This is a genomic window from Streptomyces siamensis, assembly GCF_039543605.1.
Lineage (GTDB): Bacteria > Actinomycetota > Actinomycetes > Streptomycetales > Streptomycetaceae > Streptomyces > Streptomyces siamensis.
Window position 1 is genome coordinate 74,490 of the sequence record NZ_BAABKB010000040.1, and the last position, 23,336, is coordinate 97,825.

The 23,336-nt window shown below is 70.2% G+C and carries 18 protein-coding genes and 4 tRNA genes; 12 read left to right on the forward strand and 10 right to left on the reverse strand.

The window, feature by feature from the left end; translation table 11 throughout:
- Positions 1-89: 89 nt before the first annotated feature.
- From ABEB03_RS37690 to ABEB03_RS37700, 3 genes are all read right to left on the reverse strand, one after another.
- A complete protein-coding gene (locus ABEB03_RS37690) occupies positions 90-2,225 on the reverse strand; it encodes a DEAD/DEAH box helicase (RefSeq protein WP_345657443.1) in 2,136 nt (711 codons plus the stop codon).
- Positions 2,226-2,470: 245 nt separating this feature from the next.
- Positions 2,471-2,977 carry a hypothetical protein gene (locus tag ABEB03_RS37695; protein WP_345657470.1) on the reverse strand — a complete coding sequence of 169 codons (507 nt, stop codon included), beginning with the start codon at positions 2,975-2,977 and terminating at the stop codon, positions 2,471-2,473.
- A gap of 114 nt (positions 2,978-3,091) precedes the next feature.
- Complete coding sequence (locus tag ABEB03_RS37700; RefSeq protein ID WP_345657444.1) at positions 3,092-3,442, reverse strand: metallopeptidase family protein; 351 nt, start codon at positions 3,440-3,442, stop codon at positions 3,092-3,094.
- Between the two features lie 203 nt (positions 3,443-3,645).
- On the opposite strand from ABEB03_RS37700, the gene ABEB03_RS37705 reads away from it, so the two are divergent.
- The 9 genes from ABEB03_RS37705 to ABEB03_RS37745 all read left to right on the forward strand — a co-directional run bounded on the left by ABEB03_RS37705 (position 3,646) and on the right by ABEB03_RS37745 (position 12,435).
- On the forward strand, positions 3,646-5,229 hold the full coding sequence (locus ABEB03_RS37705; protein WP_345657445.1) for a metallophosphoesterase family protein: 1,584 nt from the start codon (positions 3,646-3,648) through the stop codon (positions 5,227-5,229).
- 80 nt (positions 5,230-5,309) lie between these two features.
- Positions 5,310-5,382 (forward strand) — tRNA-Glu (locus tag ABEB03_RS37710).
- A gap of 49 nt (positions 5,383-5,431) precedes the next feature.
- Positions 5,432-5,506, forward strand: a tRNA-Asp gene (locus ABEB03_RS37715).
- 24 nt (positions 5,507-5,530) lie between these two features.
- Positions 5,531-5,604: transfer RNA gene (locus tag ABEB03_RS37720), tRNA-Phe, on the forward strand.
- A gap of 94 nt (positions 5,605-5,698) precedes the next feature.
- Positions 5,699-7,303: a hypothetical protein gene (locus ABEB03_RS37725; protein WP_345657446.1), complete on the forward strand. Its 1,605-nt coding sequence runs from the start codon at positions 5,699-5,701 to the stop codon at positions 7,301-7,303.
- Between the two features lie 164 nt (positions 7,304-7,467).
- Entirely contained in the window at positions 7,468-7,827 is a 360-nt protein-coding gene (locus ABEB03_RS37730) for a hypothetical protein (protein WP_345657447.1), read from the forward strand.
- Between the two features lie 68 nt (positions 7,828-7,895).
- Positions 7,896-11,840, forward strand: coding sequence for an ATP-dependent RNA helicase HrpA (gene hrpA, locus ABEB03_RS37735; protein ID WP_345657448.1), 3,945 nt, complete (start codon positions 7,896-7,898; stop codon positions 11,838-11,840).
- A gap of 93 nt (positions 11,841-11,933) precedes the next feature.
- A tRNA-Asp gene (locus ABEB03_RS37740) sits at positions 11,934-12,008 on the forward strand.
- Positions 12,009-12,243: 235 nt separating this feature from the next.
- Positions 12,244-12,435 (forward strand): DUF6274 family protein, encoded by a 192-nt coding sequence (locus tag ABEB03_RS37745; protein ID WP_345657449.1) that lies wholly within the window; start codon positions 12,244-12,246, stop codon positions 12,433-12,435.
- A gap of 468 nt (positions 12,436-12,903) precedes the next feature.
- Here ABEB03_RS37745 and bldC read toward each other — a convergent pair whose 3' ends face one another.
- Both bldC and ABEB03_RS37755 read right to left on the reverse strand, forming a co-directional pair.
- Positions 12,904-13,110, reverse strand: coding sequence for a developmental transcriptional regulator BldC (gene bldC / locus ABEB03_RS37750; RefSeq protein ID WP_003949541.1), 207 nt, complete (start codon positions 13,108-13,110; stop codon positions 12,904-12,906).
- A 568-nt stretch (positions 13,111-13,678) separates the two neighbouring features.
- Complete coding sequence (locus ABEB03_RS37755) at positions 13,679-14,527, reverse strand: hypothetical protein (protein ID WP_345657450.1); 849 nt, start codon at positions 14,525-14,527, stop codon at positions 13,679-13,681.
- Positions 14,528-14,749: 222 nt separating this feature from the next.
- On the opposite strand from ABEB03_RS37755, the gene ABEB03_RS37760 reads away from it, so the two are divergent.
- Complete coding sequence (locus tag ABEB03_RS37760) at positions 14,750-15,835, forward strand: Leu/Phe/Val dehydrogenase (RefSeq protein WP_345657451.1); 1,086 nt, start codon at positions 14,750-14,752, stop codon at positions 15,833-15,835.
- A gap of 311 nt (positions 15,836-16,146) precedes the next feature.
- The gene (locus ABEB03_RS37765; protein ID WP_037615441.1) at positions 16,147-16,401 is read left to right on the forward strand and encodes a DUF3073 domain-containing protein; all 255 of its coding nucleotides are present in this window, start codon (positions 16,147-16,149) and stop codon (positions 16,399-16,401) included.
- 148 nt (positions 16,402-16,549) lie between these two features.
- Here the strand turns inward: ABEB03_RS37765 and purM are convergent, their stop codons facing one another.
- The 5 genes from purM to ABEB03_RS37790 all read right to left on the reverse strand — a co-directional run bounded on the left by purM (position 16,550) and on the right by ABEB03_RS37790 (position 21,723).
- Positions 16,550-17,623, reverse strand: a complete 1,074-nt coding sequence (gene purM, locus ABEB03_RS37770) for a phosphoribosylformylglycinamidine cyclo-ligase (protein WP_345657452.1) — start codon at positions 17,621-17,623, stop codon at positions 16,550-16,552.
- A gap of 43 nt (positions 17,624-17,666) precedes the next feature.
- Positions 17,667-19,193, reverse strand: a complete 1,527-nt coding sequence (gene purF, locus ABEB03_RS37775; RefSeq protein ID WP_028804528.1) for an amidophosphoribosyltransferase — start codon at positions 19,191-19,193, stop codon at positions 17,667-17,669.
- 61 nt (positions 19,194-19,254) lie between these two features.
- Positions 19,255-20,049 (reverse strand): META domain-containing protein, encoded by a 795-nt coding sequence (locus ABEB03_RS37780; protein ID WP_345657453.1) that lies wholly within the window; start codon positions 20,047-20,049, stop codon positions 19,255-19,257.
- Between the two features lie 227 nt (positions 20,050-20,276).
- Complete coding sequence (locus ABEB03_RS37785) at positions 20,277-21,074, reverse strand: maleylpyruvate isomerase family mycothiol-dependent enzyme (protein ID WP_345657454.1); 798 nt, start codon at positions 21,072-21,074, stop codon at positions 20,277-20,279.
- A gap of 10 nt (positions 21,075-21,084) precedes the next feature.
- Positions 21,085-21,723, reverse strand: coding sequence for a TetR/AcrR family transcriptional regulator (locus ABEB03_RS37790; protein WP_345657455.1), 639 nt, complete (start codon positions 21,721-21,723; stop codon positions 21,085-21,087).
- A gap of 96 nt (positions 21,724-21,819) precedes the next feature.
- Here ABEB03_RS37790 and ABEB03_RS37795 point away from each other — a divergent pair, with 96 nt between their 5' ends.
- Entirely contained in the window at positions 21,820-23,313 is a 1,494-nt protein-coding gene (locus ABEB03_RS37795; protein WP_345657456.1) for an MFS transporter, read from the forward strand.
- Positions 23,314-23,336: the final 23 nt, after the last annotated feature.

The window sequence follows — 23,336 nt, forward strand, 5'->3', positions numbered from 1 at the left end:
ACGTCTGCGCGGCTCCCGTCGCCCGAACGACGACGTGGCCCCCACCCGAGTCGGGTGGGGGCCACGTCAGTTCACTGCTTCAGCGGGCGTCAGCCGTTGCGCTTCCAGCGCGGCTTCTCGTCGCGGCGGCCGAAGGAGCCGGTGCCGCGATGGTCGTCACGACGGCCGTACGGGCGGTCGTGGCTGCCGGAGCGGAAGCCGCCGGAGGGGCGGTCGCCCTGACGGTCGCGGTTGAAGGGGCGGTCGCTGCCACGGTGGCCACCGCGGTCGTCACGTCGCTCGAAGGAACGGCCACCACGGTCGTCGCGACGCTCGAAGGGACGGCCACCACGGTCGTCACGACGCTCGAAGGAACGGCCACCACGGTCGTCACGGCGGTCGTCGCGACGGTCGCGGTTGAAGCCGCCACGGTCGTCACGGTTGAAGCCGCCACGGTCGTCACGGCGCTCGAAGGGACGGCCACCGCGGTCGTCACGGCGGTCGCGGTTGAAGCCACCGCGGTCGTCACGGTTGAAGCCGCCACGGTCGTCACGGCGCTCGAAGGAACGGCCACCACGGTCGTTGTCCCGACGGAAACCGCCACGGTCGTCACGACGCTCGAAGGAACGGCCACCACGGTCGTCGCGACGGTCGCGGTTGAAGCCGCCACGGTCGTCACGGCGCTCGTAGTTGCCCCGCTCGTCGCGGCGCTGACGCGGCTGCTCGTAGGCGGGACGCTCGGCGGGCTGCTCGGCGACGGCGGCCTCGGCGGGCTCCTCCGCCACGACGGCCTCGGCGGCCTCGGCCGCCGCGGCGACGGCGGCCTCCGGGTCGTCGCCCCGCTCACGCGCGGCACGGGCGACCAGACGGTCGGCCTCCTCGCGCAGCTCGGCCGCACGACGCGTCGCACGCTCCAGCTGCTTGGTGAGGTGCGAGACCTCACGCTCGGCCTGCTGTGCGGCGTTGCCCGCGGACTCGGCCTGGACCTCGGTCATCGAGCGGGCGCCGGTGATCTCGGCGACCTCGGGCTCGAAGGCCGTACCGGAGTTGATGATGTGGCGCGAGGCGTCGACGCCCGCGTCCTCCATCAGCCGGAAGATCTGCCGACGCTGGTGCGGCAGGGACAGCGACACGACGGTGCCGGAGCGGCCCGCGCGGGCGGTACGGCCGGAACGGTGCAGGTAGTCCTTGTGGTCGCCCGCCGGGTCCACGTTCAGCACCAGGTCGATGCCGTCGACGTGGATGCCGCGCGCGGCGACATCGGTCGCGACGAGCGCGTTGACGTAGCCGTCCTTGAAGTCGGCCAGCGTGCGGGTGCGCGCGCCCTGCGTCATGCCGCCGTGCAGCGCGTCGGCCTTCACACCGGCCTCGCGCAGCTGCTCGGCGATGCGGTCGGCGCCCAGCTGGGTGCGGACGAAGATGATCGTGCGGCCCTTGCGGGAGGCGATCGCGGCGGTGACCGGCGCCTTGTCCTTGGGCTTCACGATGAGGATGTGGTGCGACATGGTCGTCACCGCGCCCTGGGCGGCGTCGACCTCGTGCGAGACCGGGTCGACCAGGTAGCGCTTGACCAGCGTGGAGATCTCGTTCTCCATCGTGGCCGAGAACAGCATGCGCTGGCCGCCGGCCGGGACCTGGTCGAGCAGCTCGGTGACCTCGGGCAGGAAGCCCAGGTCGGACATCTGGTCGGCCTCGTCGAGGACGGCGACCTCGACGTTCTCCAGGGAGCAGGCGCCGCGGTTGATGATGTCGCGCAGTCGGCCCGGGGTGGCGACGAGGATGTCGACGCCGCGCTCCAGGGCGTAGATCTGGTTGCCCATCGACGTACCGCCGCAGACGACCTTCATCTTCAGGCCGAGGACGTCGCCGTAGGGCTGGAGCGCGTCGGCGACCTGCATCGCGAGCTCACGGGTCGGCGTGAGGATGACGGCGCGCGGCTTCTTCTTCTCGGTACGGCCGTCGGCGAGGCGGGCCAGGGTCGGCAGACCGAAGGAGAGGGTCTTGCCGGAGCCGGTGCGGCCACGGCCGAGGATGTCCTTGCCGACCAGGGCGTCCGGGATGGTCGCGGCCTGGATCGGGAAGGGGGTGGTCACGCCGTTCTGCGCGAGCTTGCGGACGACGCCCTCGGGCAGACCGAGGTCACCGAAGGTGATCTCGTGAGCGCTCTGCGTGCTCTCGACGGCCTCGGCGCCCTCGTTCTCGTTGTTCTCGGGCACGACGACGTGATCAGTACTGGAAACGGACATGCGAAATGCGAACCTTCCGGAGTTCTACGGCACGCGCCCAAACTCCGTGAAGTCGCAATCGACCGCCTCAATGCGGTCCGGCCACGGCAAGGGAGAGTACGCGCCAACGCGGCGCTCTCTGCAATGGCGCCGGGCAAATGGGATCAAACGATCTACCACCATACGCACCCACCACCCCTGAAGGCAAACCGAGCCCGAAGAAGCAGGTCAGCGGCGTCCGCGGCGGTCCGCGGCCCGCGCGCCGGTCAGGCCGGTGCCCCCGCCTCGGGTGCCGGCTCCCGCTCCACGAGCTGCGCGGCCTGCTGCTCGTGCGCCGAGGACGACGGCTCCGCCGTGCCGGGATCGGTGGCCGGCGGCGGTGTCTCCGGCGGGGGGGGTGTCGGCTCGGCCGTCGCCTGCGTGGGGGTCGGCTGCCCCGGCGGCGGCTCCGGCACCGTGGAGGATCCCTTGCCGCCCTTGTCCGTGGCCTTGGCGGAAGGTTTCCCGCCCTTGGAGGGCGACGCCGACGCGGACTCGTCGCCGGACGCGGACTCGCCGGGCTTCGCCGCGCGGGAACCCCCCTTCGCCCCCTTGCCCCCGTGGAAGCCGGCGCCGCCTCCGTTCACCGCGCCGCCGCCGTCGGGAGCCTGTCCGCCGTGCTGTCCCGCCGAGTGCGAGGGCCCCGGCTGCTGCCCGTCGTCACCGACGTTCATGCAGCCGGCCGCCGCGGCTGCGGCCAGGACCGTGACGACCAGTCGGACGGGTACGTACATGGCGCGCACGGGCAGCCACCTCCGAGGGCGGGTACGGGAGTCCCCCTGCCCAACTCCCGCCGCCCGCAAGAGGACACGCGCCCCGGCGGGCCGGCCCGGCGAAGCCGGCCGCCGTCACCCGTAGCCGAGCGCGTGCAGCCGGGCGTCGTCGATCCCGAAGTGGTGCGCCACTTCGTGCACCACGGTCACCTCGGTCTCCGCGACGACGTCCTCGCGGGTGTCGCACATCCGCAGCGTCGGGCCCCGGTAGATCGTGATCCGGTCGGGGAGCACACCCGCGTACCACTCCCCACGGTCCGTCAGCGGAGTCCCCTCGTACAGACCGAGCAGCTCGGGATCCTCGGCGGGCGGTTCGTCCTCGACGAACACCGCCACGTTGTCCATCAGCCGGGTCAGTTCCGGGGGGATCCGGTCCAACGCCTCGGCGACCAGTTCCTCGAACTCCTCGCGCGTCATCTCCAGCACAAGGCCATTGTCCGGCACGACACCGCCGTACGAGAGCCGGCGACGCCCGTCCGCGAGAGCCCGCGACGACGGCACACGGGAGCGCCGACGACGGCACGGGCGGGCCGACGGCGCGCGCGAGGGAGGAGTCGACGGGCGAAGGACCCGTACGCCGGGCGGGCCGCGCCCGCATACCCGCCCGCACACCTGGGCATACGGGACCAATGGCCCGCGTCCCCGCTGCCGTGACCGCCACCGTGCACCGCATACGAAACGGCGTGCGCACGGTGCCCCGCTCCCTGACCCGCCGCCACCGCCCGCCCCGGACCCTCACGGCGGTCGACCTCGACCCCCAGCCGCGCCCCTGGACCCGTGCGCTCGGTCTGCTCTGCGTCGTCCTCCTGGGCGCCTGGCTGGGACTGCTGGTCGTCGGCAACGTCCGCGTGCCGGTCGGCCCCATGAACACCACGATGACCCTGCGTCCCTCCCTCACCGGCGGCACCAAGATCAACGTGTCTCCGCTCGGCGCGCTGGAGCTGCGCAGCCACGAGGCCCCGATCCGCCTCGACGTGGATGTCGACCAGCTCGACCCGGTCCGCTCCCAGGCCCTGGTCGACCACCCGGAACGGCTCTCGGGCCTCCAGGACGAGGTCGCCCGCGACGTCGAGCACGGCACCCTCGACGTCGCCGTGCGGTCGTGCATCGCCGTCGTGTCCGGCGCCACGGCCCTCGGCCTCGCCGTCTACCGCCGCCCGCGCCGCGCCCTCGCCGCGGGCGGGCTCGCGCTCACCCTGCTGGCCGCCTCCGGCGCGACCGCCTTCGCGACCTGGAATCCGAACTCGGTCCTGGAGCCGAAGTTCTCCGGACTGCTCTCCTCGGCCCCCTCCCTGGTCGGCAACGCACGGAGCATCGTCAGCGAATTCGACGTCTACCAGAAGGAGTTGGCCCGCCTGGTGACGAACGTGACCAAGCTGTACGACGTCACGTCCACCCTGCCCGCGTACGAGCCCGACCCGACGACGATCCGCGTGCTGCACGTCTCCGACATCCACCTCAACCCCGCGAGCTGGAAGATCGTCGCCTCGCTGGTGAAGCAGTACTCCATCAACGTGATCGTCGACTCCGGCGACACCATGGACCACGGCACGGCCGCCGAGAACGGCTTCCTGGACCCCGTCGCCGACCTCGGTGCCCCCTATGTCTGGGTCCGGGGCAACCACGACTCCCGCGTCACCCAGCGCTATCTGGAGCGGATGAAGAACGTGCACGTCCTGGACGACGGCCGGGCGGTCACGGTCGCGGGCGTGCGGTTCGCCGGCATCGGCGACCCCCAGTTCACCCCGGACCGTTCCGTCGAGCCCGGCGGCGGTGCCGCTGAGGAGCTCGCGGGCGCGCGGCTCGCCTCGGCCCTGCGCGACCAGCGGGCGGCGGGCACGCCCGTGGACGTCGCCGTCGCCCACGAACCGTCCGCGGCGCGCGAGACGGACGGCGACGTGCCCCTCGCCCTGTCCGGCCATCTGCACCACGAGGAGATGGAGGTCATGAAGTACGGCACCCGTCTGCGCGTCGAGGGGTCGACGGGGGGCAGCGGACTGCGCGCCGTGGAGGGCAAGTACCCGGACCCCATCGAGGCGTCGGTCCTCTATCTGGACCGCGACACCCGGCGCCTGCAGGCCTGGGACGAGATCGAACTGGGCGGCCTGGGCCTGACGACGGCCGAGGTCAGCCGCCATCTCCCGAAGGAGAACCAGCCCGGTGCCACCCCGACGCCGACCCCCTCCCGCACGCCCTCCCCGAGCGCCCCGTAAACCGTTTTGGCGATACCTCCCGCCATCCCATATGCTTCTCACGTCCCCGACGCGCTGAGAAGCGCGCAGGCGGGCCGATAGCCCTCATCGTCTAGCGGCCTAGGACGCCGCCCTTTCAAGGCGGTAGCACGGGTTCGAATCCCGTTGGGGGCACGCAAGACGGTGTGCGACACTAGGTTCGCCTGTTCGCACACAACAGCTTGGTCCTGTGGAGCAGTTTGGAGTGCTCGCCACCCTGTCAAGGTGGAGGCCGCGGGTTCAAATCCCGTCAGGACCGCTGAGGTTTCCACGGAAGCCTCGTGGCTGGGTAGCTCAGTTGGTACGAGCGATCGCCTGAAAAGCGATAGGTCGCCGGTTCGACCCCGGCCCCAGCCACAAGAACGAAAACCCCCTCCGGGTACTCCGGAGGGGGTTTTCGTCGCTCGTGAGACCTTAGGGGGGTTTCTTGAGACATGTCGCCAGAGGACTCGTGACGGCCGGCGCCGTCCTGGTCGGCACCTTCGCACTACCTGGCACGGCCCACGCCGCGGGGCCGAACGTCACGAACGCGTACAGCGACCAGGCCGACTGGTCGGTGCTCGACGTCCGCCTGAACTACAGCGGCTCGATCGACAAGATCACAGCGAGGCTCCGCCCGGTCGGCAGCAGCCAGTCGGACGCGCCCGTGGCCACGATCACCGACTTCACGCACAAGTACGACTACAGCCCGTGGGACGGCACGTGGGCCTCCCAGCCCATCCATCTGGACACCCTGGGCGACTACACGGTCGACGTCGAGGCCACGAACTCCTCGGGCGAGACCACCGTCCGGCAGGACGCCGGCACGCTGCACTACGCGAAGCAGCCCGTGATCACCGGTTACTCGGTCACACCGACCGCACCGGACATCGAGCACAGGACGGTCACGGCCACCGGCGACATGGTCGTCCGCGACCCCAGCACCCGCGAGACGGTGCCGCTGCCCGGCGCCACCGTGGACCTCACGTTCGACGGGAACGACGAGACGACCGCCGTCACGGACGACGCCGGCCACTTCTCCGCCTCCCACGAGACGACGAGTGGCGGCTGGGCCTTCGCCGAGTACCGCGGAGACCTGGGCTTCGCCTCCGTCCCCTGGGTCGATGTCAGGCCGAAGGCCGCGCCGACCCGGTTCGTCCTCGACAAGAGCAGCTTCCACGTCACCGCGAACGACAAGTTCACCGTCACCGGCACGCTCCAGTACCAGAGCGGCACGGAGTGGAAGCCACTGTCCGGCATCCCGCTGGAGATGGACTACAAGGACTGCACCACCTGCAGCCCCGTCCAGTCGACCACCGACGCGAACGGCCGCTTCTCCTTCACCAGGTACGCGTACGGCAGCAAGGAGGTCTACGAGGTCGGCTTCCCGCCGTACCCGTACAACCCCTTCATCCAGCGCACCGCGACCGCCGACGTCACCGTCGCGGCCACCGCCACGACGAAGTTCACCGAGTTCACGGCGCGGCTGGACGAGTACGCGCGGCTGGACGTCACCGGCAGCGTCGAACTGGTCGGGCGGGAGGGCAACGACAAGATCGCCGTCGACATCCAGTACTCGCCCGACGGCAGCACCGGCTGGAGCACCAAGAAGACGGTGCAGACCACCGACGGCTCGCAGTTCGTCGTCGAGAAACTGCCGGGCTACACGGACGGCTACTGGCGGCTGCACTACGCCGGCTCCGCCACCAAGGACATCAAGGGCGGGGTCAGCAGCAGCCTGCACAGGTACCGCGCCCTCACCCGGATCAAGGACGCCAACGCGTCCCCCGAGCCTGTCACCAAGGGCCGGACGATCACCGTCAAGGGCGTGCTCCAGTCGCGCGCGGCCGGCACCACCACCTGGAAGGCGTACGGCGCCAAGAAGGTGCAGATCCTCTTCCGGCCCAAGGGCAGGACGACCTGGTACCTGATGTCCACCGTGACCACGACGTCGAGCGGGTCCTTCAGCAAGGGCTTCAAGGCCCAGCAGGACGGCACCTGGGTGCCCGTCTTCCTGTATCCCGACAGCAAGCACTTCGTGGGCGAGGGCCGGGAGGACTACGTCGACGTGCGATGACAGCCGCGCGGACGGCTCGAGCAGGGGCGGACCCGAACGGGTCCGCCCCTTGTCCGTGCACGGGGACAGGCGTGATCACCGGTGCGGCCGGCTCGCTTGGCACCGCACTCGGTCGGCGCTACCTTCTGGCTGATCGAACGGGTTCCATGGGGGGCGGGGAAGACATGAGCCGGGACGAGGCCACGGTCGTTCGGGACACCGAACTGGAGAGGTACCGGGCGCGGTACGGGCTGCTGTCGGTCGTCATCAGCAATCTCGCCATCGCCGGCGTCGCGGTCTTCGGGGTCTGGCGGCTCGACGGCGACAAGGCCGTGATCGTCGGCGTGCTCACCTCCGCGTTCACCGCGGTGAGCAGCATGACCACCGCCTACCTGGGCATCAAGGCCATCTCCAACACCGCCCGGTCCATGGCCCCGGGAGCCGGTCCGGCCGGTCACCGGCGGGAGCCCGCACCCACCCGGGAGCCCGCGCCCGCCGCACCCGCCGCAGCGGCGCCCGAACCCCCCGCGCAACGCGCGCCCTGACCCCGCGGCCACGCGCGAGACAAAAGCGTTCGCCAGTCATTTCGCCGAGGTGAGATCCTGGACCGCGTATGTCTACGCATCCCGCCCCCGCCCTGGGCGATCTCGCCCCCCGCCTGGCCGAGCTGTCCCTGCGCGACGCGCACCGGCTCGGGCGCAGGCTCGAAGGCGCACGCAAGATCCGCAAGCCCGAGGCCCGCACGGCCGTCCTCGCCGAGATCGAGGCCGAGGTCGCCAAGGGCGAATCCCGCATGGCCGAGCGCGCCGCGCGCATACCTGCGGTCACGTACCCCGAACAGCTGCCGGTCAGCCAGAAGAGGGACGAGATCGCGGACGCCATCCGCGATCACCAGGTCGTGATCGTCGCGGGCGAGACCGGCTCCGGCAAGACCACCCAGATCCCCAAGATCTGCCTCGACCTGGGACGCGGCGTGCGCGGCATGATCGGGCACACCCAGCCCCGCCGCATCGCCGCCCGCACGGTCGCCGAGCGCGTCGCGGAGGAGCTGGACACCCCCCTCGGCGAGGCCGTCGGCTGGAAGGTCCGCTTCACCGACCAGGTGAACCAGGACAACACCTTCGTCAAGCTGATGACGGACGGCATCCTGCTCGCCGAGATCCAGACGGACCGCGAGCTGCGCGCGTACGACACGATCATCATCGACGAGGCCCACGAGCGGTCCCTCAACATCGACTTCCTGCTGGGCTACCTCGCCCAGCTGCTGCCCAAGCGGCCGGACCTCAAGGTCGTCATCACCTCCGCGACCATCGACCCGGAGCGCTTCTCCCGGCACTTCGGGGACGCCCCGATCGTCGAGGTCAGCGGGCGGACGTATCCCGTGGAGGTGCGGTACCGGCCCCTTCTGGAGGAGGACTCCGAGGACGCCGACCGCGACCAGATCACCGCGATCTGCGACGCCGTCGAGGAGCTCCAGGCCGAGGGCAAGGGCGACATCCTGGTCTTCCTCTCCGGCGAGCGGGAGATCCGTGACACCGCCGACGCGCTGACGAAGAAGAACTACCGGTTCACGGAGGTGCTGCCGCTGTACGCCCGCCTCTCGCACGCCGAGCAGCACCGGGTGTTCCAGCCGCACACCGGCCGCAGGATCGTTCTGGCGACCAACGTCGCCGAGACCTCGCTGACCGTCCCCGGGATCAAGTACGTCATCGACCCGGGCACCGCCCGGATCTCCCGCTACAGCCACCGCACCAAGGTCCAGAGGCTGCCCATCGAGCCGGTCTCGCAGGCGAGCGCCAACCAGCGCAAGGGCCGCTGCGGCCGTACGTCCGACGGCATCTGCATCCGCCTGTACTCCGAGGACGACTTCGACGCACGCCCGGAGTTCACGGACGCGGAGATCCTCCGTACGAACCTCGCCTCCGTCATCCTCCAGATGACCGCGGCCGGCCTCGGGGACATCGAGAAGTTCCCGTTCATCGACCCGCCGGACCACCGCAACATCCGTGACGGCGTCCAACTCCTCCAGGAACTGGGCGCGTTGGACCCGGCCCAGAAGGACGTACGCAAACGGCTCACGCAGACCGGCCGCAAGCTCGCCCAGCTGCCGGTGGACCCGCGCCTGGCCCGCATGGTGCTGGAGGCCGACAGGAACGGCTGTGTGCGCGAGGTCATGGTGATCGCCGCCGCGCTCTCCATCCAGGACCCGCGCGAGCGCCCCTCCGACAAGCAGGCGCAGGCCGACCAGCAGCACGCCCGCTTCAAGGACGAGACGAGCGACTTCCTCGCCTTCCTGAACCTGTGGCGGTACGTCCGTGAACAGCAGAAGGAGCGCGGTTCGTCCGCGTTCCGTCGCATGTGCAAGCAGGAGTACCTGAACTTCCTGCGCATCCGCGAGTGGCAGGACATCTACTCCCAGCTGCGCACGGTCGCCAAGCAGATGGGCATCCACCTGAACGAGGAGGACGCGGCCGACCAGAGCGTCCATGTGTCCCTGCTCGCGGGCCTGCTCTCGCACGTCGGGATGAAGGACGTCAAGGACGGCGCGAAGAACGAGTACCTGGGTGCCCGCAACGCCAAGTTCGCGGTCTTCCCGGGCTCCGCTCTGTTCAAGAAGCCCCCGCGGTTCGTGATGTCCGCCGAGCTGGTGGAGACCTCGCGACTGTGGGCGCGCGTCAACGCGAAGATCGAGCCCGAGTGGGTCGAGCCGCTCGCCGGGCACCTCTTGAAGCGGACGTACAGCGAACCGCACTGGGAGAAGGACCAGGCCGCGGTGATGGCGTACGAGAAGGTCACGCTCTACGGCGTGCCGATCGTCGCCCAGCGCAAGGTGAACTACGGGCGGATCGACCCGGAGGCGTCCCGCGAGCTTTTCATTCGCAATGCCCTCGTCGAGGGCGACTGGCGCACGCACCACAAGTTCTTCGCCGACAACCGCAAGCTGCTGACCGAGGTCGAGGAGCTGGAGCACCGGGCGCGGCGCCGCGACATCCTCGTGGACGACGAGACGCTGTTCGACTTCTACGACCAGCGGGTGCCCGAGCACGTGGTGTCCGGGGCGCACTTCGACTCGTGGTGGAAGCACAAGCGCCACGACGAGCCCGAGCTCCTCGACTTCGAGCGCTCGATGCTGATCAACGAACGCGCCGGCGACGTCAGCAAGGACGACTACCCGGACACGTGGCGGCAGGGCCGGCTGAAGTTCAAGGTCACCTACCAGTTCGAGCCGGGAGCGGACGCGGACGGTGTGACCGTCCACATTCCGCTCCAGGTCCTCAACCAGGTCACGGACGAGGGCTTCGACTGGCAGATCCCGGGCCTGCGCGAAGAGGTCGTCACCGAGCTCATCCGCTCCCTCCCGAAGCCGATCCGCCGCAACTACGTCCCGGCCCCGAACTTCGCCCAGCGATTCCTGGAGCGGGCGGTTCCCCTCCAGGAGCCGCTCACCGTGACCATGGCGCGCGAGCTGAAGCGGATGGTCGGCGTGCCGCTCACGGCCGACGACTTCGACTGGTCCCGGATCCCCGACCACCTGAAGATCACCTTCCGGATCGTCGACGAGCGGCGCCGCAAGCTCGCCGAGGACAAGGATCTGGAGGCGCTGAAGCTGCGCCTGAAGCCGAAGGCGCGCAAGGCGATCTCGCAGGCCGCGGCCGCGACGGCCGAGCGCACGGGCGGCGAGTCCCTGGAGCGCGCCGGGCTGGCCGACTGGACGATCGGCTCGCTGACGCGCGTCTTCGAGACCCGCCGGGCGGGCCAGCCCGTGAAGGCGTACCCGGCGCTCGTCGACGACGGCGACACCGTCTCCGTACGGCTCTTCGACACGGAGGCCGAGCAGCAGCAGGCCATGTGGAAGGGCACGCGCCGGCTGATCCTGCGCAACATCCCGGTCAACCCGGGCAAGTTCGCGTCGGACAAGCTCAGCAACGCCCAGAAGCTCGCCCTGTCGGCGAACCCGCACGGCTCGGTGCAGGCCCTGTTCGACGACTGCGCCATGGCGGCGGCGGACAAGCTCATCGGTGACTTCGGCGGCCCGGCGTGGGACGAGGAGTCGTACCGGAAGCTGTACGACAAGGTGCGCGCCGAGATCGTCGACACGACGGTCCGCACGGTCGGGCAGGTGCAGCAGGTGCTGGCCGCCTGGCAGGCCTGTGAACGCCGTCTGAAGGGCGTCAGGAGCCCCACGCTGCTGACGAACCTCACGGATGTGCGCGGCCAGCTGGACGCCCTGGTGAAGCCCGGCTTCGTCACGGAGACCGGGCTGCGCCGGCTGCCCGACCTGATGCGCTACCTGGTCGCCGCCGACCGCCGGCTCCAGCAGATGCCGACGAACGTGCAGCGGGACACCACGCGCATGGAGAAGGTCCACGAGATGCAGGACGAGTACGCGTGGCTGCTGGAGCAGCTGCCGCAGGGCCGTCCGGTTCCGCAGCAGGTCCTGGACATCCGCTGGATGATCGAGGAGCTCCGGGTCAGCTATTTCGCCCACGCGCTCGGCACGGCGTACCCCGTCTCCGACAAGCGGATCGTGAAGGCGATCGACGCGGCAGCGCCGTAATCGAGCCTGCACGCTGGGTGAGTTCGACCCCGGGCCCACCCTCCTGTACAGTCTCTTCTCGCAGCGCAACGCACGAATCGCACTGCGAAACCTGGTCCTGTGGAGCAGTTTGGAGTGCTCGCCACCCTGTCAAGGTGGAGGCCGCGGGTTCAAATCCCGTCAGGACCGCAGTGGACAAAGGCCCGGAGCTTCGGCTCCGGGCCTTTCGCGTGTGCGGGCAGCGGCGGGGCCCGTCGGCGCGGCCCCGAAGCGCGGAGGCCCGCAAGCGCCCACAGTGGCCCGTACGCGTCAGCAGCGGCCGTGCGCGGCCCGGAGGCGGGCCGCGAGGGCGCACCGTCTCTTGACGGCGTCACATTCCGCCGGTACCCCGGAAACCAGGGCCCTCGACCCCCTGGAGGTGCGTATGGCGGCGTCCGCTAGGCACGAGACGCGAGCACTGCTGCGCGCCCACCTGTCGGCCGCCTCCGGGTACCGCCATCTGACGCGGCACTGCCCGATCTGCCACCAGCTCCTGCGACTCGCCATGGAACCCGGCCCGCGCGGCGAGGAGGACGTCGAGAGCGCCGCCGAGGACGAAAGTCCCTCGAAGGCGTGACCAAAGGGGTGCGACGCGGTCACCACCCGATGGCACGCTGGGCGTGCGCCCCGGCGCACATGGCCCCAACTCCCTTAGCTCAGAAGGCTCGCGCGTAACAAGGACTGTGGCATGTGACGGGAGTCACCGCATAAGTTTTCAGAAGTGCGGAACTTACACCCCGCCTACAACTGGTCAATTTAATATGTGCAATTGCACCGCTGATCGGGGCCCCGCACAGGAGATCCGACACCGCCCCCCAGACTCCGACAAGGCCGCTCACAGGCCGGTCACCGGGGCGCGGTCCGGGCACAAAAAAGATCGCGCTGGACCCGGCGGAGTCCAGCGCGATCGACGACGCACCCTTGTCACTTGCCTAGAAAGCCTGGGCGTGGGCCCTGTTGGGGCAGAACCCGCGTCGCTTGGAGCTTTGGTGTGGACGCCTCGGCGGGTTGGGGGACCCGTCGATTTGCCCGGTTATGTAGTTGTTCAGGCCTCGCTGCGCTGCTGCGGGATACCCGCGAGCAGTGCGCGGACCTCAGCCTCGCGGTAACGGCGGTGCCCGCCGAGCGTGCGAATGGATGTGAGCTTGCCGGCCTTCGCCCACCGCGTGACCGTCTTGGGGTCGACGCGGAACATCGTGGCGACCTCAGCCGGGGTCAGCAGCGGCTCGGCATCAGGGGTGCGAGCGGTCATGAGCGGCCTCCTCGGGAGAACCGAACCTTCTCGGTTCTTTCCTCTAAATTCTGCACCTTGACCCGCGTTGCCCGAAATGGTGGACGCGAGTCGAGTCGGTTATAGGACGAACGGCTTGTCCTCGGCACTACAACTACACCATCTGTCCAGCCGCGTCGGCCAAACCGATGGAATTGCCCTCCCAGGTGTTCATCAGCGACGGAAGCCGATGGACCATGCCATAGCGGACAGTCACGCCACTGTGACGATCAGTCACAGGGCGATCAGGAGTCATCAGACCCCCCATAGCGTGCAATGCTGAGATTCCACCCATACGTGGGCGGATAGAGTCCTCCCCCGGACTCCTTGTCCTATTTTGGCATGGGGAGGGGCAAGCGATGCAAGAGTCAGGTAAGTGCCGTCCGTCACCCTTGACACACGCTTGACGCATAAGCCCGGATCAGGACCTACGTCCTGGGGTGAGGGTTCTTCAGCGTGTGAGGACCATACGCGAGTTCGACACCCGGCCGGTGAGAAGCAGATCACACCCGTGGAGACCGCCCCGGGCGGGCCCATCGCCCGCCGTGCGTCAGTTCGCGGAGCGCCGGTCCCGGACCGCGCGCCAGCGCTCCACCAGCCGCCCGTACGCCTCGCCCGCCGCGGCGCCGTCCCCGGCGCGCAGCGCGTCGATGCCCTCGGCGACGTCCGCGGCCGAGTGGTCGCCCTCCAGGTGCCCGGCCGGCAGGGCGTGCACGAGCCCCCCGTAGTCCAGTTCCACCAGCGAACGCGGGTGGAACTCCTCCAGCCAGCGCCCCACGTCCACCAGGCCCTCGATCAGGGGGCCGTCGTCGAGGGTGTCCTTGAGCGTCTTCAGGGCCCGGGCCGTCCGTCGCCGGGCCTGCACCATCGGCGTCCGGTAGCGCAGCACCGGCTCGGCCCCGCCGGGCCCCGCCCCCTTCTCGTACTCCCGCTCCTCGTCGGAGACCAGCACGAACCAGTTCAGCGGCACCTGCCAGGTCGCGGTGCGGATCCACGGGCGGGCGTCGGGGTTGGCGGCCAGCCAGCGCTCGTAGTCCTGGGTGGCCTGGTGGCGCACCAGGGGCGGCAGGACCGCGTCGAGCACGGGCGCCGGGAACTCCTCGGCCAGGTCGCCCAGCGCCAGCCAGCCGCGCAGCCGGGTCCGCCAGGGACAGACGCACACCACACCGTCGACCTCCAGCACGAAGGCCTCCCCGCTCTCGTGCACCGGGACGGCAACGGGCGGGGTGGGCAGCAAGTCGGCCAGCGAGCGGCGCAGTTCGTCCTGGTACGAGGGGCGGTCGGCACGACGGGCGTAGCGCGCCCAGCGACCGCGCTCCGGTTCCGGAAAGGCGGCCAGCGGTTCGTACACCCGCAGGTACGACGCATAGGGGACGATCACGGAGGACACCTTCGGCACGCCTGCTCCCTCCCCCGTCGGCAACCGGGAAAACCAGCGAAATCCACGCACGACCTGACGAGAAATCTATGCAAATCGAACCATGGCTGTACGCCACAGGTAGGTGATCCTGAACACTGCACCGATAGCGGGCGGGTGCAGGCTCTACCCTCATGCCCACGGAGCCCGCCACCCGCACGGGCTCCGCACTCAACCGCCGCTTATTACCTGGGAGTCACCACAGTGACCGACGTAACCGACGGCGTCCTGCACACCCTGTTCCACTCGGACCAGGGCGGCCACGAGCAAGTCGTGCTCTGCCAGGACCGCGCCACCGGCCTCAAGGCCGTCATCGCCATCCACTCCACCGCCCTGGGCCCCGCCCTCGGCGGTACGCGCTTCTACCCGTACGCGAGCGAGGAGGAGGCCGTCGCCGACGCCCTCAACCTGTCGCGCGGGATGTCGTACAAGAACGCCATGGCCGGTCTCGACCACGGCGGCGGCAAGGCCGTGATCATCGGCGACCCGGACCGGATCAAGTCCGAGGAGCTGTTGCTCGCGTACGGACGGTTCGTGGCCTCGCTCGGTGGCCGGTACGTGACCGCCTGCGACGTCGGCACGTACGTCGCCGACATGGACGTCGTGGCGCGCGAGTGCCGCTGGACCACCGGCCGCTCGCCCGAGAACGGCGGCGCCGGCGACTCCTCCGTGCTCACCGCCTTCGGCGTCTTCCAGGGCATGCGGGCCTCGGCCCAGCACCTGTGGGGCGACCCCACCCTGCGCGGCCGCAAGGTCGGCGTCGCCGGTGTCGGCAAGGTCGGGCACCACCTGGTGCAGCACCTGCTCGACGACGGCGCCGAGGTCGTGATCACCGATGTGCGGCCCGAGTCCGTGCAGCGGATCCTGGAGCGGCACCCCTCCCGCGTCACGGCCGTCGCCGACACCGAGGCACTCATCCGCACCGAGGGCCTCGACATCTACGCGCCGTGCGCGCTGGGCGGCGCGCTGAACGATCTGTCCGTGCCGGTGCTCACCGCGAAGGTCGTGTGCGGTGCCGCCAACAACCAGCTGGCGCACCCGGGCGTCGAGAAGGACCTCGCGGACCGCGGGATCCTGTACGCCCCCGACTACGTCGTCAACGCGGGCGGTGTCATCCAGGTCGCCGACGAGCTGCACGGCTTCGACTTCGACCGGTGCAAGGCGAAGGCGTCGAAGATCTTCGACACGACGCTGGCCATATTCGCACGTGCGAAGGAAGACGGGATTCCGCCGGCCGCCGCGGCCGACCGGATCGCCGAGCAGAGGATGGCCGAGGCGCGGCGCCGCTGACCCGGAACCACACATTCCGGCCCCTCGGGCACTTGTCAGGGACCCGCCGACGGAACGCTTAGAGAGAACTCTCACGTCTGTCGGCGGGTCGTACGCCAAGAAGAGGTTAAAATCGCGGTTGACCAGCGGGGACGGGGCACCTCGCGGGTTCTGGGCGAAGGCGCGTCCTGCGGGCGACGTACCGTATGGGCGCGGGCTCAGGTACCGTGGAAGCCCTACGGACCGGTCTCTCCACGGAGAGCCCGTTCCAGATCATGAACGCGTGTCAAGACTCTGGGGCCACCGAGCCCCGTATCCGAGGGGGTCGAGCCATGGGGCGCGGCCGGGCAAAGGCCAAGCAGACGAAGGTCGCCCGCCAGCTGAAGTACAGCAGCGGCGGGACTGACCTCTCGCGTCTGGCCAATGAGCTGGGCGCTTCGACTTCGAGCCAGCCGCCGAATGGCGAGCCGTTCGAGGACGACGACGAGGAAGACGACCCGTACGCCCAGTACGCGGATCTCTACAACGACGACGACGAGGACGAGGACGATCAGTCCGGTCCGCAGTCGCAGCGTCGCGGCGCTTGACGCAAGCGCCCTTCGCAGTTCCCGCGATCTCTCGTAGCGGATTTCTCGTAGATCTCGCCTAGCGGACGTCTCGTAGCAACTGCATCTGTGCACCTCACCCGGTCCGGGCCGTCAGCGCCGGACCGGGTTTCGTGCTGCCTGACGGGCCTCAGTTCGCGTAGTCGCCGACCAGCTCCGCGCCCGTCGCGTGGTCGCCGCGCTCGGTGATCTCACCGGCGATCCAGGCGTCCACACCGCGGTCCGCGAGGGTGGCGAGGGCGACGTCCGTGGACTTCTCGGGGACGATCGCGATCATGCCGACGCCCATGTTGAGGGTCTTCTCCAGCTCCAGCCGCTCGACCTCGCCCCGCTTCCCGACCAGGTCGAACACCGGGGCGGGGGTCCAGGTACCGCGGTCGACGACCGCGTGCAGGCCGTCCGGGATGACACGGGCCAGGTTGGCCGCGAGCCCACCGCCGGTGACGTGGCTGAAGGCGTGCACCTCGGTGGTCCGGGTCAGCGCCAGGCAGTCCAGCGAGTAGATCTTGGTGGGCTCGAGGAGCTCCTCGCCGAGCGTGCGGCCGAACTCCTCGACGTGCTGGTCGAGGCTCAGGTTCGCCCGGTCGAAGAGGACGTGCCGGACCAGCGAGTACCCGTTCGAGTGAAGGCCGGAGGCCGCCATGGCGATCACCGCGTCACCCGTACGGATGCGATCCGCGCCCAGCAGCTGGTCCGCCTCCACCGCGCCGGTGCCGGCGCCCGCGACGTCGAAGTCGTCCGGACCGAGCAGGCCCGGGTGCTCCGCCGTCTCGCCGCCCACGAGGGCGCAGCCCGCGAGGACACAGCCCTCGGCGATGCCCTTCACGATCGCGGCGACGCGCTCCGGGTGGACCTTGCCGACGCAGATGTAGTCGGTCATGAAGAGCGGCTCGGCGCCGCACACCACGATGTCGTCCATGACCATCGCGACCAGGTCGTGGCCGATCGTGTCGTAGACGCCCATCTGGCGGGCGATGTCGACCTTGGTGCCCACGCCGTCCGTGGCGGAGGCGAGCAGCGGACGCTCGAAGCGCTTGAGGGCCGAGGCGTCGAAGAGGCCGGCGAAACCGCCGAGGCCGCCCAGGACCTCGGGGCGCTGCGTCTTCTTCACCCACTCCTTCATCAGCTCGACGGCGCGGTCGCCCGCCTCGATGTCGACGCCGGCAGCCGCGTAGGAAGCACCGGAAGGACTGGTCTCAGACATTGCCTGGGATCTTTCGGGTTGGTGAAACGGGGCTCTGCGGCGCTTACGGGCGACGGATGGCGTCAGCCGCGGCCGTGGCGGCGGGACCCGCCGCCAGCTCGGTCTCCAGGAGCTGCTTGCCGAGCAGCTCGGGGTCCGGGAGCTCCATCGGGTACTCGCCGTCGAAGCAGGCCCGGCACAGGTTCGGCTTGGCGATGGTGGTCGCCTCGATCATGCCGTCGATGGAGATGTACGAGAGGGAGTCGGCACCCAGCGAGACGCCGATCTCCTCGATGGTCATGCCGTTGGCGATCAGCTCGGCGCGGGTCGCGAAGTCGATGCCGAAGAAGCAGGGCCACTTCACCGGGGGCGAGGAGATCCGGATGTGGACCTCGGCGGCGCCCGCCTCGCGGAGCATGCGCACCAGGGCGCGCTGGGTGTTGCCGCGCACGATCGAGTCGTCGACGACGACCAGACGCTTGCCCTTGATGACTTCCTTGAGGGGGTTCAGCTTCAGACGGATGCCGAGCTGGCGGATCGTCTGCGAGGGCTGGATGAAGGTCCGGCCGACGTAGGCGTTCTTCACCAGACCGGCACCGAACGGGATGCCGGAGGCTTCCGCGTATCCGATCGCGGCGGGCGTCCCGGACTCCGGGGTCGCTATCACCAGGTCGGCCTCGACAGGGGCTTCCTTGGCGAGCTTGCGGCCCATCTCGACACGCGAGAGGTACACGTTCCGGCCGGCGATGTCGGTGTCGGGGCGCGCCAGGTAGACGTACTCGAAGACACAGCCCTTGGGCTTCGCTTCCGCGAACCGAGAGGTGCGCAGGCCGTTCTCGTCGATGGCGACGAACTCGCCCGGCTCGATCTCGCGGACGTAGCTGGCGCCGCAGATGTCGAGGGCGGCGGACTCGGAGGCGACCACCCAGCCGCGCTCCAGACGGCCGAGGACCAGCGGGCGGATGCCCTGCGGGTCGCGGGCCGCGTAGAGGGTGTGCTCGTCCATGAAGACGAGGCTGAAGGCGCCCCTGACCTGCGGGAGGATCTTGGCGGAGGCCTCTTCGATGGTCAGCGGCTTGCCGTCGTCGTCCACCTGGGCCGCGAGCAGCGCGGTCAGCAGGTCGGTGTCGTTGGTGGCCGCCACGCGCGTGGTGCGGCCGTCCTGCTTGGGCAGGTCGGCGACCATCTCGGCGAGCTGAGCCGTGTTGACGAGGTTGCCGTTGTGGCCGAGCGCGATGGAGCCGTGCGCGGTGGCACGGAACGTCGGCTGGGCGTTCTCCCAGACGGAGGCGCCAGTGGTCGAGTAGCGGGCGTGACCGACCGCGATGTGACCCTGGAGCGAACCGAGGGAGGTCTCGTCGAAGACCTGGGACACGAGGCCCATGTCCTTGAAGACGAGGATCTGGGAGCCGTTGCTGACCGCGATTCCCGCGGATTCCTGACCCCGATGCTGGAGGGCGTAGAGCCCGAAGTAAGTGAGCTTGGCGACCTCTTCGCCCGGGGCCCAGACTCCGAAGACGCCGCAGGCGTCCTGGGGGCCTTTCTCACCGGGGAGCAGATCATGATTGAGTCGACCGTCACCACGTGGCACGGCTCCGAGTGTAGGCGAGATCGACCACTGGTCCGAATTGGGGATACGGGACCCTGATGCGTCACCGTTCGGCCACGGCACTGACGACGGAGCCGTTTGTGCTGGTCAGCGTGAGGTTCCGGTGATCCAAGTCGTAGCGGACCGTGCTGTCGAAGAGGCCCAGCAGGGTCTTCTCGGTGGCCATGAGTGAGCCGTCGCACATCATGCGGGTGGTCTTGGCCCTGCCGAGGGTGAGGTGGCCGTCGCGGACGGTGGTCTCGGCGGACACGTGGTTGCAGCCGAGGCGGCCGGACAGCGTGCCGTCCTTCTTGTCGAGCACGAAGTAGGCGTCGGCCCCCTTGGGCAGGGACTGGGAGACGTTCGCGTCGCCGAGCGCGGTGACGGTCCACTTCGTGCCGTAGAGGGGAGCGTCCTGCTCCTTGGTGAGGTTGACCCGGTCACCGTCACGGGTGGTGAGGGTGAGCTTGTCGCCCTTGACCTCGCTGGTGAGCCCGCCGTCGGCGATCGCGCGGCCGAGACGCTGCTCGAAGACCATGGGGGCCTTCTGGCAGCCCATGTCGGTCATGCTGACGTCCCCGAAGTCGACCCGGTCGCCCTTGACGGTGGCGGTCGAGCCGAAGCTGTTGCAGCCGGCGTTGCCGCTGACGCGGCCGTCCGCGCCGATCCGCAGGTAGGCGCTCGCGGGTGCCTTCGTCGTCGTGCCGTCCACGGTGAGGCTGTCGACGGTCCAGTGGACGCCGGTGACCGGTGACGAGCCCGGTCCCACGGAGTTGCTGCCGCTGCCCGGCTCGGTGCCGCAGGCCACCGCGAGGGGGAGCAGGGTCAGGGCGGTGAGGGTCAGTCGCTGCTTGTCCATGCCGGTGTGACGGGAGGGGTGGGGTGGTCGGTTCCCCTCCGGGGTGACGGCGGGCCCGTCCCTGGAGGGCGGCCGGCCCGTCCGTGGAGGGCGGCGGGCCCGTGCCTGGAGTGGCGGCGGATGCGCGACCGAGGTCCGGCGGGCCCTTCAGGGAGGCGCCGCCGACAGGGCGCGGCGGGCTCGCCGCGCGGGCGGCGGTACCGGGATCTCTCCGCGCGGGCACGGGCTCAGCTCATGAGGGGCAGCAGGGCGCCGAGATCCGCCCGTTCACCGCTCGCGCTGACCTTCGCGTCCTCGACGGCCGCCTTCCACTGCGTGCGTCCGGCCGCCAGCCGGATCCAGGTCAGCGGGTCGGTCTCGACGACGTTCGGCGGGGTGCCGCGGGTGTGCCGCGGGCCTTTTACGCACTGCACGACGGCGTACGGCGGGATCCGCACCTCCGTGGACGCACCGGGCGCCTTCACAGCGAGGGTGTCGGCCAGCAGCCGGGTGCAGGCGGCGAGCGCCTGGCGGTCGTACGGGATGTCGAGTCCGGGCACGGCGCGGTTCAGGTCGTCGGTGTGGACGACGAGTTCGACGGTGCGGGTGACCAGGTAGTCGGCCAGCGGCAGGGCGCCGGCGCTGGTGTCGAGCAGCCGGGTGCCCGGGTGTTCGGCGAGGAGCGCGGTGAAGTGCCGCTCGGTGTCGGCGAGGTGGGCGGCGAGGTCGGGGGTCCGCTCGGCGAGCTCATGGGCGTACGCGGCGATGGCCGGGGAGTCGGCGTGGATGGCGGACGGCCAGTCGAGCAGCGTGCCGTCCTGCCGTGCCGGCTCGGGCCGGCCGAGCAGCACGCCCACCGCGCCGAGGGCCGTCCCGATGTGCGCGACGAGTTCCCGCACGCTCCAGTCGCCCAGCCCGGTGGGAAGCGCCAGTTGCCCCGGCGTCAGGGAGTCGACGCCCTGACGTACGTTCCCGAACTGGGCGAGGACCGCCGCGCGGATCTTGGCGGGGTCGTACGTGCGTACGCGCTTCTTGGCCGGGGGCATGACCGCGAGCCTATGCCTTCACGGCGTATCCGCTCAGGCCGTTCTCGATCAGTGCGAAGGCGTGCCGGGCACGTTCGGCGGCGTCCGCGGCGACGGCGTCCGGGCTCTCGCCCGCGGCGATGCGGTCGTGGTGCTCCTCGATGAGGGCGTTGCGGGCGGCGCTCAGCATGGCGGCGGCGATGACGGCGAGCATCGGGTCCCCGGTCTCCTCGGCGAGGAGGGCGGCCAGGTCGCGGGTGCCCTTCTGGGCACCGAGGACGGCGCGTTCCATCAGGACCGGGGTCTCCATGACCAGCCGGCGCACCTGGCCGGCGAAGGGCTCGGCGTGCAGGCCGACCGCCGGGTCGCGGGTCTCGACCATCTCCAGGAACTGCCGGCGCACGGCGTCCACCGCGGACTCGCCGGGGTGCCGCTCGCGCACGGCCCGGGCGGCGTCGCCGAAGTGCTCCTCCATGGGCCGGAAGACCAGGTCCTCCTTGGAGCCGAAGTAGTTGAAGACGGTCATCTTCGACACCTCGGCGGCGTCGGCGACCTCCTGCACGGACACGTTGTCGAAGCCGCGCTCGACGAACAGCGCGACGGCGATCCGGTAGATCCGCTTCGCCGTCTGGATCTTCTTGCGTTCGCGCAGTCCCATCGCTTCGGCCATACCGGCACTGTACCAAGGCGAAATTTGAGCCAGGCCGAAAAATGATCCGAGAAAAAACATTGACTCGGTATACGGATGGAGTCCAGGCTTGTCCCCATGACCGAGACCCAGCGCAAGATCGGCTTCCTCGTCTGCCTCGTGACGATCGTCCTGGCCCTCCTGGACCTCCAGATCGTGTCCGCGGCCACCGTCCCGATCGTCCGGGACCTCGACCCCGACCACGGCATCGACACGATTCCTTGGCTGGTCAGCGCCTACGCCCTCGCCTCGGCGGCGATGCTCCCGCTCTACGGCAAGCTCTGCGACACCCTCGGCCCCAAGCGCGTCTTCACCGGCGCCATCGCCGCCTTCCTGCTCGGCTCCGCACTGTGCGGCGCCGCCCAGTCGATGACCCAGCTCATCGCGGCCCGCGCCGTGCAGGGCCTCGGCGGAGGCGGGCTGATGAGCGTCACAATGGTCGTCATCGCCCACCTCAAGGGCCCCGAGGAGAAGGGCGCGGGCAAGGGCGGCAACGCCGGCGGGCTGGTCGCCGGCGGTGCGATGGCGATCGGCCCCTGGATCGGCGGCCTGCTGGCCGACCACGCGAACTGGCGCTGGATCTTCTACGTCAACCTGCCGATCGGTCTGGTGGTCCTGACCGCGTCCGCCCTCGCCCTGAAACTCCCCGGACAGCACGTGCGCCGCCCGGTCGACTACCCGGGCGCGCTGCTCGCCGCGGCGTTCTCCAGCGCCCTGCTCCTGGTCACGGACTGGGGCGGCAACCGGTACGCGTGGTCCTCCCCCGCCGTCGTCGGCCTGATCGTGACGGCCGTCGCGACCCTCGCCCTCTTCCTGTGGCGGCAGACCCGGGCACCCGAACCGGTGCTCCCGCTCTCCCTGTTCCGCGTCCGCGAGGTGCGCCTCGGCTTCGCCGTCCAGGCGATCCTCGGCGGCGCGATGATGTGCGCCATCTACTACGTGCTCGTCTACCTCCAGGTCGCCCGCGGCATCAGCAGCTCCTCGGCGGGCCTCTACCTGGTCCCCTTGGCCGTCGGTCTCACCGCGGTCGGGCTGCTGTCCGGCCCGCTCGGCGCCCGCGGCTGGTCCGCGCGCACCTTCACCGTCAGCGGCACGGTCACCACCGCCGTCGCCTTCGCCCTGCTGGCCACCACGACCGGACCGCACACCTCGCTGTGGCTGGTCCGCGGGGAGCTCCTGCTGGCCGGGGCCGGGTTCGGGCAGCTCGTCGGCCAGCTGATCCTGCTGGTGCAGGACTCCGCCCCGCGCCACCAGCTGGGCGTCGCCACCACCGGCATCCGCTTCTTCCAGACCCTGGGCAACGCCCTCGGAACCGCCGTCTTCGGCACCGTGCTGGCCCGCCTGTACGCGGCGCACGGCCCCGGGGGCGACATCAGCGCGCTGGCCCGGCTGACCGGGGCCGCCCACGCGGACGGCGTGCACGCCTTCGTCGACGCGACCCGGTTCGTCTTCTGGGGAGGCGCCGCGCTGATGGGCCTGGCCGCGGTGCTGGCGCTCAGGCTCCCGCGGCCCCACCGCACGCGGACGGTCGCCGGGTCCTCCGCGGAGCGCACCGAATCGGTCACGGCATGACGAAGGCCCCGCCCGTGGGAACG

Coding starts and splice junctions, on each gene's coding strand:
- ABEB03_RS37705 (WP_345657445.1), top strand. CDS start 3,646: ATGGCCCGCGTCCCCGCTGCCGTGACCGCCACCGTGCACCGCATACGA.
- ABEB03_RS37745 (WP_345657449.1), top strand. CDS start 12,244: ATGGCGGCGTCCGCTAGGCACGAGACGCGAGCACTGCTGCGCGCCCAC.
- ABEB03_RS37790 (WP_345657455.1), bottom strand. CDS start 21,723: ATGGCCGAAGCGATGGGACTGCGCGAACGCAAGAAGATCCAGACGGCG.
- ABEB03_RS37695 (WP_345657470.1), bottom strand. CDS start 2,977: ATGTACGTACCCGTCCGACTGGTCGTCACGGTCCTGGCCGCAGCCGCG.
- ABEB03_RS37785 (WP_345657454.1), bottom strand. CDS start 21,074: ATGCCCCCGGCCAAGAAGCGCGTACGCACGTACGACCCCGCCAAGATC.
- purM (WP_345657452.1), bottom strand. CDS start 17,623: ATGTCTGAGACCAGTCCTTCCGGTGCTTCCTACGCGGCTGCCGGCGTC.
- ABEB03_RS37795 (WP_345657456.1), top strand. CDS start 21,820: ATGACCGAGACCCAGCGCAAGATCGGCTTCCTCGTCTGCCTCGTGACG.
- hrpA (WP_345657448.1), top strand. CDS start 7,896: ATGTCTACGCATCCCGCCCCCGCCCTGGGCGATCTCGCCCCCCGCCTG.
- ABEB03_RS37765 (WP_037615441.1), top strand. CDS start 16,147: ATGGGGCGCGGCCGGGCAAAGGCCAAGCAGACGAAGGTCGCCCGCCAG.
- ABEB03_RS37690 (WP_345657443.1), bottom strand. CDS start 2,225: ATGTCCGTTTCCAGTACTGATCACGTCGTCGTGCCCGAGAACAACGAG.
- ABEB03_RS37730 (WP_345657447.1), top strand. CDS start 7,468: ATGAGCCGGGACGAGGCCACGGTCGTTCGGGACACCGAACTGGAGAGG.
- bldC (WP_003949541.1), bottom strand. CDS start 13,110: ATGACCGCTCGCACCCCTGATGCCGAGCCGCTGCTGACCCCGGCTGAG.
- ABEB03_RS37780 (WP_345657453.1), bottom strand. CDS start 20,049: ATGGACAAGCAGCGACTGACCCTCACCGCCCTGACCCTGCTCCCCCTC.